Genomic DNA, 12060 nt, shown 5'->3' with positions numbered 1-12060 from the left:
CCCACCCGCGCACGCGTCCGCTGTGCGCGGTGTCGGCGGTCGGTGCCACACTCGTCGGCATGTGCGGCAGGTATGCATCCACGGCCGATCCGGCGACCCTCGCGGTGGAACTCGACGCGCTCGACGAGACGGGCGACGACGGCTTCGTGCCCGACTACAACGTCGCTCCCACCACTGGCGTGCTCACCGTGGTGGCCCGGCACGACGACCAGGATTCCGACGCGCCGGCCCGCCGCCGTATCCGGCGGATGCGCTGGGGACTGGTGCCGCCGTTCGCGAAGGAAGTGGGCAAGAGCGCCCCTCTGATCAATGCCAGGTCCGAGTCGGTGGCGACCAAGCCCTCGTTCGCGCAGTCGCTCCGCTACAAGCGGTGTCTCGTCCCGATGGACGGCTGGTACGAGTGGCAGGTCGAACCGGCGCCGGACGGAAAGACCCGGAAGGTGCCGTACTTCATGGCGCCCGCCGACGGTTCGCGGATCTGTATGGCGGGCTTGTGGGCCGTGTGGCGCGATCCGCGCGACCCCGAGGCGTCACCGTTGGTGAGCACCACGATCCTGACTGCGGATTCGGTTGCGCAACTGAGCAATGTGCACCCACGGATGCCGTTGATCCTGCCGCCGGAGCGGTGGGACGCGTGGCTCGATCCCGACAGTCTCGGACACCCGGACCTCATCGTGCCGAGCGAGGACGCCGTATCGCGGATCGCGATTCGCAGGGTGTCGGACAAGGTCAACAGCGTGCGCAACAACGGTCCGGACCTGCTCGTGCCCGACGACGGGTCCGGGCACCGGATGGCGCTGCTGTAGCGGCAGGTCGTGCGCTCAGCGGCAGGGTGGTGCAGTCAGCGGCCCGCCGCTACGGGCGCGACCACGGCTCCGGTCAGGCGAATCAGATCGGCGGGTGCGAGTTCGATTTCGAGGCCGCGCCGGCCCGCGCTGCACAGCACCTTGTCCCACTGTCCCGCCGACGCGTCGATCACCGTCGGTAGCCGTTTGCGCTGTCCGAGCGGGGAGATCCCGCCGAGGACGTAGCCGGTCGCGCGTTCCGCGTCGGTGCGCTCGGCCATCGCCGCCTTGCCGCCGCCGAGCGCCGCCGAGGCCGCTTTGAGCGACAGTGTCTCGGGGACGGGGATCACCGCGACTCCCAGTTTGCCGCCCGGGAGGGCGATCACGAGGGTCTTGAAGATCTGGGCGGGTTCCACACCGAGACGCTCCGCCAACGCGTCGACCGCCTCGGATCCGAATGAGCCCGACCGGGGATCGTGGGGGTATTCGTGCACGAGGTGGGGCACATTCTCGCGCGTGAGAAGCGTGGTGGCGGGGGTCGAGGTCGAGGCCATGTGCCCACCTTAGGTAACAGTGCCTCTACTGTCGCAGGGCCTCTGCCGCGGCCGCCCCGGTGTTTGCTGCGTCGTCGCGGGATCTGCGCGCATAGGCCCGCGCGGCCCTCACGCGGTCGCCGCAGCGGGTACTGCACCAGTGCCGTCGTGCGTGGGTTCGCAGCAGGAAGCGGTCGCACGGGGTTGCGGGGCAGCGAGAAAGCGCATCGGCACTGTCGCCGGTCAGCAGTGCGGCAGCGTCCTCGGCGATCTGCACCATGGCGTGTTCGAGGATCTGCGTCGTCGGATGGATCGGCACCCGGCGCAGTCCCACGGTCTCGTCATAGCTCAGGAGCAGCGCGCTGGGAACAGCGGTGAGTGCCCGGTTGATACCGTCGAGGGCCGACGGGTCGGGAACGCTGCCGTCGACATGGGCGGCGAACACCGCCCGCAGGTCCGTTCGCAGCCCGACGAGCTGGCTCCGGCAGTACGCCAGCAGTTCGGTGTTCCGGGGAGCCAGGCCGTGAGCGATCAGCCATTCGGCGGCTCGCGCGGTCGCGAGCACCGAGGTGTGGACGGAGGCCGTGTCGTCGGGCACCGCCCTTCCGAAGGACAATCTCGTCACGTCCGCGATCGAAGGAAGAAACGCCTTCAGCTGACCCCGGTCCTCCGGACGGGGCTCAGGACGTTCGGGACGGACGAGAGCGGGCGTCGCACACCTCGGTGTGCGGCGCCCGCTGTGCACGCAGCGGGGGCGCACTCGGCTCCAGGAGTGCAGGCCCCGGGCGCAGCGGCAGGTGCAACGTCATGAAGACGCTGTGGGGATCCTCCCGGTAATCCCCGAAGGGTCCACAGACGGTGAAGCCCGCACCGGCATACAGTGCGCGCGCCGGAGCGAAGAACTCCGTGCTTCCCGTCTCCAGTGAGAGCTGCCGGACACCCCGGGAAGCGCCGTCGTCCAGCAGGTGGCGCAGCATCAGCCGGCCCACCCCCTGTCCTCTCAGGCGAGGGTCCGTCCGCATGGACTTCAGCTCTTCGTGCCCTGGGCCGAGTGCGGCGAGAGCACCTGTCGCTGCGATGCCCTCATCGCCCTCGCCGACCCAGAGCCGTACCCCCGGCCGCTGGAGACCGGAGAGGTCGAGGGCGTGCCGGCTCTCCGGGGGTGCCGTCGGGGCGAGTTCGTCGAGATGGGCCTGGAGGAATGCGGCCAGCCCGGGATCGGAGAAATCTGCACGACGGATGCGGAGGGTCACGGCGAAAGCGTAGCCAGCAGGCACCGGCGGTTGCGTGTCGAGCGGGCTGTCGGGAACAAGTCCGGTATGCGGCGTGTTGACTCTTTCGCACGTGCCGCCCGGCGCGACTGCCTGCGTTCGAGGATCGGAGACCCGTTGGCAATCCTTTGCCCGCCCCGTCCGGCTACGACAGGACCGGTAGCCTTCACGGAGAACGTCGGTGAAGGGATCGGTGTGGTCGAGGAGTCTGTCGAACAACTGGCCGAACGGTTCGAGCGTGAGGCATTGCCCCTGCTCGACCAGCTCTACGGTGCGGCGTTGCGGATGACCCGCAATCCTGCCGACGCCGAAGACCTCGTCCAGGAGACGTACATCAAGGCGTTTTCCGCCTTCGCTTCTTTCCGCGAAGGCACGAACATCAAGGCCTGGCTGTACCGCATCCTGACGAACACGTACATCAACTCGTACCGGAAACGACAGCGGCAACCCGCGCAGTACCCGACGGACGAGATCACCGACTGGCAACTCGCGGCGACAGCCGAGCATTCGTCGACGGGGTTACGGTCGGCCGAGGTCGAGGCGCTGGACACACTGCCCGACGACGACATCAAGGCGGCACTGCAGGAACTGCCCGAGGAGTTCCGTATGGCGGTGTACTACGCCGACGTCGAGGGCTTCCCGTACAAGGACATCGCGGAGATCATGGGCACTCCCATCGGCACCGTGATGTCGCGACTGCACCGCGGACGCAAGCAACTGCGCGGCCTGCTCGGCGACGTGGCACGTGAGCGCGGCTTCAATCGCGGCGGTGCAATCGACGCCGCGACGGGCGTGGCCCCGGGCGCGGGTGATCCGACCGACAAGAGCAAGAACAGGAAGGGAGTCTCGCAGTGAGCGAGCCGACAGACGACGAGCGGGTGGACTGCTCTGCGGTCATTGCGGACGTGTATCTGTTGCTGGATTCCGAGTGTGACGACGACGCGCGAGCCAGACTCCAGACGCACCTCGACGACTGCGGGGCCTGCCTCGAGGCCTACGGCATCGAGGAGAAGATCAAATCCCTCCTGAACCGCAAGTGCGGCGGCGAGCACGCACCCGCGGGACTGCGCGAGAGACTCGTGCTGGAAATCCGGCGCAACGTCGTGGTTCGCGGCCCGGACAGCCTCCACTGAGGTCTCCACCCTCGAACTTCTCCCGAATGCAGAAGGACCGGAAAGCTCACGCTTTCCGGTCCTTCCGTGTCTTCGCGAGCGTCAGGCGTTGGGACGCTTGCCGTGGTTGGCGGCGTTCCCCTTGCGGCTGCGCTTCTTGCGGCCTCGCTTACCCATGGTTGGATCTCCTTTCTCTTTCATTACAGTGTTTCACGTGCGGTCGAGTGGTCCTGTCGGCAGGTCCACCGTCCGGTTCGCGGAATGAGGTGTTCGATGGCAGAGGACGTACGGGCCGAGATGGTATCCACGGTCTTCGAGGTGGTCGTGACCGAGGGACAGGTCGTCGCGGAAGGCGACACCCTGGTGATCCTCGAGTCGATGAAGATGGAGATACCGGTCCTGGCGGAGTCGTCCGGCACCGTGACCTCGGTCGGGGTGAAGGTGGGCGACGTGATCCAGCAGGGCGATCTCATCGCGGTCATCTCCTGAACAAGAAGGCGCCCTCCGTGTCCACCCTCAGTGCACTCCTCGCGACCCACACCGATCTTCCCGGTGCCGCCGTCGATCATCTGCAGCGTGTCGTCGGGGAGTGGCAACTGCTCGCCGACCTGTCCTTCGCGGACGTATTGCTGTGGGTGGACGCCGAGCCCGGCGGCATCGTCTGTGTAGCGCAGTGCCGTCCCACCACCGCCTCGACCGTCATCCCCGAGGATGCCGTGGGAATTGTCGTCTCTGCCGACGAACACCCTTACGTGCGAAAGGCTTTCGAGTCGGGGGATATCGTCACGGTCCGTCGCGGCTCCAGCGATTCCATACATCTGCGTCAAGCGGTGCCGGTGCGGTGGGACGGAAAGGTCGTCGCCGTACTCAGCCGTGACGCTGCCCGGGTGTCCCGACGCTCCGCGAGTGCGCTCGAGACGGCGTACCTCGAGTGTGCCGACGCGCTGTACCGGATGATCAGCGAGGGAACCTTCCCGACGCCGGAAGCGCGGTCCGACACCAAGTCGAGTCCTCGTGCCGGTGACGGCTTCATCAGGCTCGACCGCGAGGGCCGGGTCGTCTACGCCAGCCCCAACGCGCTGTCCGCGTACCACCGGATGGGATTCAATTCCGATCTTCTCGGGCAGGACCTCGTCGAAACGACCCGGGGTCTCGTCACGGACCCGTTCGAGAGCGAGGACGTCTCCGAGTATCTCCGCGGTGCGGTGCACGGCCGGCTGGGACAGCGTATGGAGGTCGAGGCGCGGGGGGCGACAGTGCTCATCCGTGCCCTCGTACTGACGCCGGGTGGCCGCATCGAGGGTGCCGCCGTGGTGATCCGCGACGTCACCGAGGTCAAACGACGAGACCGCGCGCTCCTCAGCAAGGACGCAACGATCCGCGAGATCCATCACCGGGTCAAGAACAACCTGCAGACGGTCGCGGCACTGTTGAGGCTCCAGGCGCGGCGCACCGGCAACGTGGAGGCCAAGGAGGCACTCGGGGAGGCGGTGCGCCGGGTGACGTCCATCGCGCTGGTGCACGAGGCGCTGTCGATGTCCGTCGACGAAGAAGTCGACCTCGACGGAGTCTTCGATCAGTTGATCCCCATCGTCGTGGATGTCTCGGCCGTGGGCAGCCAGATCCAGGTGCGACGAGAAGGCAACCTCGGGGTGTTCCCCGCGGATCGGGCGACCCCACTCGTGATGGTGCTGACCGAACTCGTGCAGAACGCGGTGGAGCATGCCTTCGATCCCGGCGTTCACGGCACCGTGACCGTGATGGCCAAGCGGTCCGCCCGCTGGCTCGACGTCGTGGTCCGGGACGAGGGCAAGGGACTTCCCGAAGGTTTCCGCCTCGAGGATTCCGATCGTCTCGGGTTGCAGATCGTGCGGACGCTCGCTGCCGCCGAACTCGGTGGCGCACTGGAACTTGCGGCCAACGAGACCGGCGGAACCGATGCGCGCCTGCGACTTCCGCTCGGCAAGGTCGGCGGGGCCTGATCCACGCCGTGACGACGCTGGTCGGGCGGGCGGAACGCCTTCCGACGTAACGAAGGCCCGGTCCCCTCGGGGGCCGGGCCTTCGTTACAGGTCGTGATCGTCAGACCGTGGTGCGAGCCCGGGTGCGGGCGTTGCGGCGCTTGAGTGCGCGACGCTCGTCTTCGCTCATGCCGCCCCATACGCCCGCGTCCTGACCGGATTCGAGGGCCCACGAGAGGCACTCGGCGGTGACGGGGCAACGGTTGCACACGAGCTTGGCATCGGCGATCTGCGCGAGAGCCGGGCCGCTGTTACCTACCGGGAAGAACAGCTCCGGATCTTCGTCGCGGCAGATGGCTTCGTGGCGCCAGTCCATGCTTCTACTCTCCTTCGATGGTGCTGTGCACCGGATGATTGTCTGTGCGTGTTCACGCTTGCGGCGCGAAGTATTTCCGCGCGGTTACTTGTGAATGCTTTCACGAACGAGCGTGAAGTCAAGAGAATGGACCGCGACCGTGTGGAAGCTCACGCCGACAAGGGGGGCGAAGCATTCGTCAATCCTTCTTTCTACACCTGTTTAGACGAGAAGTAATAAAAATCACAGAATTTGCGTCTCCCGGTCACTGTGCAGGAGCGACAACTTCGAGTATCGAAGGCACCGATACGAACTCCACATCGGTGCGAAGTCCCAGGTAGTCGCCGTCCACCTGGAGCCCGATCGGGCGTGTCGACCGTGCGCGCACGCGCGTGACGTCATCTGCGCGCAACAAATGAGGCGACGACGGATCACCGTTCCGGGCGAGCAACTGCCGGACGACACGCAAGCTCGGCAGGACCCGCATCGTCGCCATCGCGAATACCCCGAGACCCGTCCCGAAAGACGTGCCCGGATTCGTATGTACCGGGCGGGTATCGAGAAACGTCCACGGACTCGAGTTGGACACGAAGGCGTAGTACACCCCCGTGACGGGTTCCTCGCCGGGCAGTTCGAGCGTGAGTGCGGGTTCGATCCGTCTCGAGGCGAAGAACTGTGTGATCGAGTGCCGCACATAGCGCGCGGTCGTCACCTTCTTGCCGGACAGGCGGCTCAGGTCGATCGCTTCGCAGACCTGGGCGTCGAGTCCGAGGCCGGCGTTGAACACGAACCAGCGCCCGTCGCAGTGGCCGAGCCCGATCCGGCGGGACGTGCCTTCGGCGAGCAACGACACCAGTTGTTCGGTCGCTTCCATCGGGTCCGCCGCGATCCCGAGAGAGCGAGCGAACACGTTCGCCGAACCGCCGGGCACCACCGCGAGACGGGGCAGCGACGGATCGAGAGCACGATCGGGGGAGGGGCCGAGCAGTCCGTTGACGATCTCGTTCACCGTGCCGTCGCCGCCGTGCGCGATGACGACGTCCATCCCGTCCGCGTGCGCGGAACGGGCCAGTTCGGCGGCGTGCCCGCGGTGCGTCGTATGCGCGACCGTCAGGTGGGTTCTGCTCGACAACGCGTGAGCCAGCCGGTCACGACCGGCCGGGGTGGTGGTCGTCGCATTCGGGTTCACGATCAGCAGGGCACGCACGGAGGATCAGCCTAAGTGCTATCGCGCCGGTCCACTACGCTGGTCGGGTGCCCACTGAAACACCCCGCACCCGTATTCCGTCGACCGTCCGGGTTGCCGGGTCGCTCGTCGTGCTCGAAGGCGTCATCGCAATCGCGTTCGCGGTGTACTCGGTGATCCGGGCGGTGTCGGGCGACCACGACCAGTCGGTGAGCAACGGCTACGGCCTCGCGCTGTGGCTGTCGATCCTGTTCGGCGGTGTCCTGGCCGCCGGAATCGGGCTGCTGCGCGGCGCCCACTGGGGTCGCGCGATCGCAATCGTCGCGCAACTCCTGCTGCTCCCCGTCGTGTGGTCGCTGCTCACCGATTCGAACCAGTTGGTGCTCGGTCTGCTGATGGGGCTGATCGTCGTGCCCACGCTGGTGTTGCTCTTCGCTCCGGCCACCACGCAGTGGCTCGCCGAGGACTATCCCGGGGACGACGACGACAACTGAGCCCGGCGACGGCGTGCCGGGCGGTCAGGCACCCAGTTCGCGCAACGCCTCGCCGCTGAGACGGAACGTCGTCCACTCGTCCTGAGCGACCGCACCCAGCGACCGGTAGACACCGATGGACGGCTCGTTCCAGTTCAGCACGGACCAACTCAGGCGGGTGTAACCGCGCTCCACACACTCGTGGGCCAGCGCCGCGAGCAGCGCACGGCCGTGTCCCGCGCCGCGGTGCTCCGGGCGCACGAACAAATCTTCGAGATACACGCCGTGCACCCCGTCCCACGTCGAGAAGTTCCGGAACCACAGCGCGACGCCGACGACGGTGCCGTCCTGCTCCTCCGCCACGTGTGCGAACACCGACGGGTCGGGACCGAACAGCGCGGACCCTAACTGATCCGGCGTCACGGTGCACTCGTCGCGGGCCTTCTCGTACTCCGCGAGGTCGTAGATCAGGCCGGTGACGGCATCGACATCGTCGGGACGGACTCTGCGGATCACGATCGACACGCCTTTCGGGGGACTGAGGGACAACGATGCCCGGTTCGCCGGAAAACGCCGCGTCGTTACCGCACACGGGCGCGCCGAATACGCGAGGATCGAGCAGTGACAACCGTACTTGCAGTGGCAAACCAGAAGGGTGGCGTCGCCAAGACGACCACCGTCGCGTCGCTGGGCGCCGCCCTGTCCGCACTGGGACAGCGGGTGTTGCTCGTCGACCTCGATCCCCAGGGATGTCTCACGTTCTCGCTGGGCCACAAGCCCGACCGGCTCGACAAATCGGTACACGACGTACTGGTGGGCGAGACGAAGGTACGGGAAGTGCTGGTCGAGGCAGGCGAGGGCATCACACTCATGCCCGCGACCATCGACCTGGCCGGCGCCGAGGCGATGTTGCTGATGAAGCCCGGCCGCGAGTACACGCTCAAGCGCGCGCTCGCGACCGTCGCAACCGACTTCGACGTCGTCATCGTCGATTGTCCGCCGTCGCTGGGGGTTCTCACCCTCAACGGCCTCACGGCGGCCGATTCGGTGCTCGTGCCGTTGCAGTGCGAGACGCTTGCGCACCGCGGTGTCGGTCAGTTGCTGCGGACGGTGGACGAGATCAAGCAGATCACCAATCCCGACCTCGAACTCCTCGGCGCGCTCCCCACGCTGTACGACGCGCGGACCACGCACAGCCGTGACGTGCTCGCCGATGTGTCGGACCGGTACGACCTGCCCGTGCTTGCGCCGCCCATTCCGCGCACCGTCCGGTTCGCCGAGGCGTCCGCGTCGGGGTCCACCGTCCTCGCCGGTCGCAAGAACAAGGGCGCCGAGGCCTACCGCGAACTGGCGCGGAATCTGCTGGCGTCCTGGACGAAGGGCACACCGCTGAGCACGCTGGACTGACGCCGGGCACTCTGCCGGCCCTCAGGCCCCGTCAGCGCAGCGCGACGACCTGGTCTCCGCGTTGTTCGAGCACCAGGTCACCGGCGACAGCGACGTCCACCTCCGCGGCGTCGCCGCGATCGACCGGGATGCGCTGCCGGATGGCGCCGGACGCCGGATCGACGGCTGCCACGGCGTCGTCGACGGGCAGAAGCAACGTTCCGGCCATCGGGGCCCCGGTTCCGAGAGTGTTCTCGACGGTCCACTCCGGGGTGAAATCGTCCGGGGACAATGCCACCGTGTCGACGCCCGTCCACCACACGAGCACACCCTCGTGTTCGGTGGCGGGCGCGGGACTGTCGCCCGCTGCCCGCGGGAGATCGTGGGTTTCGAGGAGCGCGCCGGCCCCGTCGTACACGGCGATGCGCGGGCCTCCGCCGTCGCCCGGCGGCATGTACACCGCGGTGCGTTCGCCGAGTACGGCGACGATGCGCGCCCCGGCGCCCGGTTCTGCTTCCGGCAGCACCGACGAGGCGAACTGCTCGGGCTTCTGGTTGTCCTCCGGTGAGGGGTCGAGCAGGGTGAGGCGGTTGGCGGGTTCGTTCGGACACTGCTCGAGTACCGCGAGACGACTGCTGCCCGCGTCCGCGGAGATGAGCGTGCAACCGGATCGTGGCTGGGCACGCGGATTGACGGGAGCGTCGACGTAGCCGTATTCGACGGTCCGCACGAGGTCGGACCGCCACATCTCGAGGCGGGTATCGCCGAGGGCGAGCACGTACGACCCGGCGTCGAAGAGCCGGATCTCGTCGTCGGCGTCACTCGTTCGTTGCGCGTTCCGCGAGCCGCTGTCTGCTTCGAGCGCGCTGACCTGCCCGCATCCGCGCGCGTCCCGGTAGACCGAGACCACCGAACCCCACGCGCCTGTTACGGCACACAGCGGGCGGTTGCGTTCGTACCGCCAGCGCTCGTCACCGGTGAGCGGATCCCGGCCCACCACCGTGCCTTCGTCGGCGGTCGCGACGGTGCCGCCGAGAGCGACGGGGACCGACGTCGCGGCGCTCGGCGCCTGCCACGCCTCGGTGAGCGCATCCGGCAGCGCGCGGGCGACGGGGAGAGCGGAGACGGGTTCGTCCCACGTGATCGAGGTGGTGCCACGCGCATCGGACCGAAACCAGACCACACTCGCCGCCACCAGGACGGTGGCGACGAGTGTGGCGGCTATGAGCAGATCCGTGCGTGTGCGGCGCTCGGGCGCGAGCACGGGTGCTACTGAGCGGACGAGGCCGCGACGGTGTCCGAATTCGCGGCATCCTGCTTCGGCGCGTCGTGACCGGCGGCGCCGTTGCCCGCGGGGCTACGACGACGGCGACGACGACGTGCCGGAGACGCGGCCTTCTCGGAACCGGCCTTTTCGGAACCGGACTCCGATGCGGTGGACGCCGGTGTCCCGGACGCTGTCTGCTCGGGCGCGTCGGTGCCGGAGACGGCGGTCACGTCGCCCTCGGCGGCCTTGCCGCGCACGGTGCGACGGCGAACCCGGTTGCGCTTGGGACGTGACGCGGTCTCCTCACGGTCGCCGCGCGTGCTGCGGCGCTCCGCGGATTCCTGCTCGGGAGCGCGCGCCGGAGCCTGCTTCCGGACCTGGCCCTTGGTGCCGGCCGGAATGCCGAGTTCCTCGAACAGGTGCGGCGAGCTGGAGTAGGTCTCGACCGGATCCGGCATACCGAGCCCGAGAGCCTTGTCGATGAGCTGCCAGCGGGGAATGTCGTCCCAGTCGACGAGGGTGATCGCAATACCGGTGCGACCCGCGCGACCGGTACGGCCGATGCGGTGCACGTACGTCTTCTCGTCTTCGGGGCACTGGTAGTTGATGACGTGGGTGACGTCGTCGATGTCGATGCCGCGAGCCGCGACATCGGTCGCGACGAGCACGTCGATCTTGCCGGCGCGGAACTTGTCGAGTGCCTTCTCACGCGCGATCTGGCCCAGGTCACCGTGCACGGCGCCGCACGCGAAGCCCCGCTCGACGAGATCGTCGGCGACCTTCTGTGCGGTGCGCTTGGTGCGGGTGAAGATCATGGTCGCGCCGCGGCCCTCGGCCTGCAGCACACGTGCGACGAGTTCGGCCTTGTCGAGCGCGTGGGCACGGTAGACGTGCTGCTGGGTGCGCTCGTGCACGGCCGACGACTCGGCCTCCTCGGCGCGGATGTGCGTCGGGCGGTTCAGGAACGTCCGCGCGAGCGTGATGATCGGTCCCGGCATGGTCGCCGAGAACAGCATCGTCTGACGCTTGTCCGGCACCATCGACAGGATGCGCTCGATGTCGGGGAGGAAGCCGAGATCGAGCATCTCGTCGGCCTCGTCCATGACGAGGACACCGATCTTGCCGAGGATCAGATGACCCTGGTTGGCGAGATCGAGGAGTCGTCCCGGGGTGCCGACGACGACGTCGACGCCCTTCTGCAACTGGGCGATCTGCTGCTCGTACGGGCGTCCGCCGTAGATCGACAGGACCTCGAGGCCCTTCTTGCCGCTACCGGGCAGGTACTTCGCGGCGTTCACGAGGTCGCCGGTCACCTGGACACACAGCTCGCGCGTCGGGACGATCACGAGCGCGCGGGGGGTGCCGTCGAGGGTCGTGGTGCCCGAGCCGTCGGTGGTGATGCGGTTGAGCAGGGGGACACCGAAGCCGAAGGTCTTGCCCATACCCGTGCGGGCCTGGCCGATGAGATCGTCGCCGGCGAGCGCGAGGGGGAGCGTGAGCTCCTGGATGGCGAAGGTGCGTTCGATGCCCACCTCGGAGAGTGCCCGGACGATTTCGTCGCGGACGCCGAGCTCACCGAAAGTGGGGGGTACGTGGGTGGAGTCGAGTTGTGCGGAGACGGTCGATTCGGTCGCGTCGTCTTCGTGGTCGATTGTGATCTTGCTCAGGGGTCCGGCCTTCCTGGTCTCGGCACGCACGCACGAGGTTGGGCAGGGGACCGGCCTGCGCCTC

General features: G+C 67.8%; 16 protein-coding genes. 7 read left to right on the top strand and 9 right to left on the bottom strand.

The window, feature by feature from the left end:
* The first annotated feature begins 59 nt into the window (after positions 1–59).
* Positions 60–806, top strand: coding sequence for an SOS response-associated peptidase (locus AC0B44_RS06550; RefSeq protein WP_471902126.1), 747 nt, complete (start codon positions 60–62; stop codon positions 804–806).
* Between the two features lie 35 nt (positions 807–841).
* On the opposite strand, the gene ybaK is transcribed toward AC0B44_RS06550, so the two are convergent.
* Genes ybaK through AC0B44_RS06535 form a run of 3 tightly spaced genes read right to left on the bottom strand, consistent with a single transcriptional unit; the run spans position 842 to position 2571 of the window.
* Positions 842–1339 (bottom strand): Cys-tRNA(Pro) deacylase, encoded by a 498-nt coding sequence (gene ybaK, locus AC0B44_RS06545; protein ID WP_471902125.1) that lies wholly within the window; start codon positions 1337–1339, stop codon positions 842–844.
* Between the two features lie 25 nt (positions 1340–1364).
* The gene (locus AC0B44_RS06540; protein WP_471902124.1) at positions 1365–1943 is read right to left on the bottom strand and encodes an ABATE domain-containing protein; all 579 of its coding nucleotides are present in this window, start codon (positions 1941–1943) and stop codon (positions 1365–1367) included.
* Between the two features lie 55 nt (positions 1944–1998).
* The gene (locus AC0B44_RS06535; RefSeq protein WP_471902123.1) at positions 1999–2571 is read right to left on the bottom strand and encodes a GNAT family N-acetyltransferase; all 573 of its coding nucleotides are present in this window, start codon (positions 2569–2571) and stop codon (positions 1999–2001) included.
* A gap of 213 nt (positions 2572–2784) precedes the next feature.
* Here AC0B44_RS06535 and AC0B44_RS06530 point away from each other — a divergent pair, with 213 nt between their 5' ends.
* Both AC0B44_RS06530 and rsrA read left to right on the top strand, forming a co-directional pair.
* Positions 2785–3444 (top strand): sigma-70 family RNA polymerase sigma factor, encoded by a 660-nt coding sequence (locus tag AC0B44_RS06530; RefSeq protein WP_471902122.1) that lies wholly within the window; start codon positions 2785–2787, stop codon positions 3442–3444.
* Complete coding sequence (gene rsrA, locus AC0B44_RS06525) at positions 3441–3722, top strand: mycothiol system anti-sigma-R factor (protein WP_471902121.1); 282 nt, start codon at positions 3441–3443, stop codon at positions 3720–3722. The genes AC0B44_RS06530 and rsrA overlap by 4 nt, the downstream gene beginning before the upstream one ends.
* 81 nt (positions 3723–3803) lie before the next feature.
* Here the strand turns inward: rsrA and AC0B44_RS06520 are convergent, their stop codons facing one another.
* Complete coding sequence (locus AC0B44_RS06520) at positions 3804–3878, bottom strand: 50S ribosomal protein bL37 (RefSeq protein ID WP_022597109.1); 75 nt, start codon at positions 3876–3878, stop codon at positions 3804–3806.
* Between the two features lie 96 nt (positions 3879–3974).
* Between AC0B44_RS06520 and AC0B44_RS06515 the strand changes: the two genes are divergently transcribed.
* Both AC0B44_RS06515 and AC0B44_RS06510 read left to right on the top strand, forming a co-directional pair.
* A complete protein-coding gene (locus tag AC0B44_RS06515) occupies positions 3975–4190 on the top strand; it encodes a biotin/lipoyl-binding carrier protein (RefSeq protein WP_471902120.1) in 216 nt (71 codons plus the stop codon).
* 17 nt (positions 4191–4207) lie between these two features.
* The gene (locus AC0B44_RS06510; RefSeq protein WP_471902119.1) at positions 4208–5683 is read left to right on the top strand and encodes a sensor histidine kinase; all 1476 of its coding nucleotides are present in this window, start codon (positions 4208–4210) and stop codon (positions 5681–5683) included.
* A 100-nt stretch (positions 5684–5783) separates the two neighbouring features.
* On the opposite strand, the gene AC0B44_RS06505 is transcribed toward AC0B44_RS06510, so the two are convergent.
* Both AC0B44_RS06505 and AC0B44_RS06500 read right to left on the bottom strand, forming a co-directional pair.
* Entirely contained in the window at positions 5784–6038 is a 255-nt protein-coding gene (locus AC0B44_RS06505; RefSeq protein ID WP_072699424.1) for a WhiB family transcriptional regulator, read from the bottom strand.
* 244 nt (positions 6039–6282) lie between these two features.
* Complete coding sequence (locus AC0B44_RS06500) at positions 6283–7224, bottom strand: diacylglycerol/lipid kinase family protein (RefSeq protein WP_471902118.1); 942 nt, start codon at positions 7222–7224, stop codon at positions 6283–6285.
* Positions 7225–7271: 47 nt separating this feature from the next.
* Here AC0B44_RS06500 and AC0B44_RS06495 point away from each other — a divergent pair, with 47 nt between their 5' ends.
* Positions 7272–7697 (top strand): hypothetical protein, encoded by a 426-nt coding sequence (locus AC0B44_RS06495; protein WP_471902117.1) that lies wholly within the window; start codon positions 7272–7274, stop codon positions 7695–7697.
* Between the two features lie 24 nt (positions 7698–7721).
* Here AC0B44_RS06495 and AC0B44_RS06490 read toward each other — a convergent pair whose 3' ends face one another.
* Positions 7722–8192, bottom strand: coding sequence for a GNAT family N-acetyltransferase (locus AC0B44_RS06490; protein ID WP_471902116.1), 471 nt, complete (start codon positions 8190–8192; stop codon positions 7722–7724).
* A 105-nt stretch (positions 8193–8297) separates the two neighbouring features.
* Between AC0B44_RS06490 and AC0B44_RS06485 the strand changes: the two genes are divergently transcribed.
* On the top strand, positions 8298–9083 hold the full coding sequence (locus AC0B44_RS06485) for a ParA family protein (RefSeq protein ID WP_471902115.1): 786 nt from the start codon (positions 8298–8300) through the stop codon (positions 9081–9083).
* 31 nt (positions 9084–9114) lie between these two features.
* Here the strand turns inward: AC0B44_RS06485 and AC0B44_RS06480 are convergent, their stop codons facing one another.
* A complete protein-coding gene (locus AC0B44_RS06480; RefSeq protein ID WP_471902114.1) occupies positions 9115–10326 on the bottom strand; it encodes an Rv3212 family protein in 1212 nt (403 codons plus the stop codon).
* Positions 10327–10331: 5 nt separating this feature from the next.
* Positions 10332–12026, bottom strand: a complete 1695-nt coding sequence (locus AC0B44_RS06475; RefSeq protein ID WP_471902113.1) for a DEAD/DEAH box helicase — start codon at positions 12024–12026, stop codon at positions 10332–10334.
* Positions 12027–12060: the final 34 nt, after the last annotated feature.

The organism is Rhodococcus sp. NPDC019050 (assembly GCF_055664235.1).
Note: the sequence above shows the minus strand (reverse complement) of the source record. Positions and strands in the feature narration are given on the sequence as shown.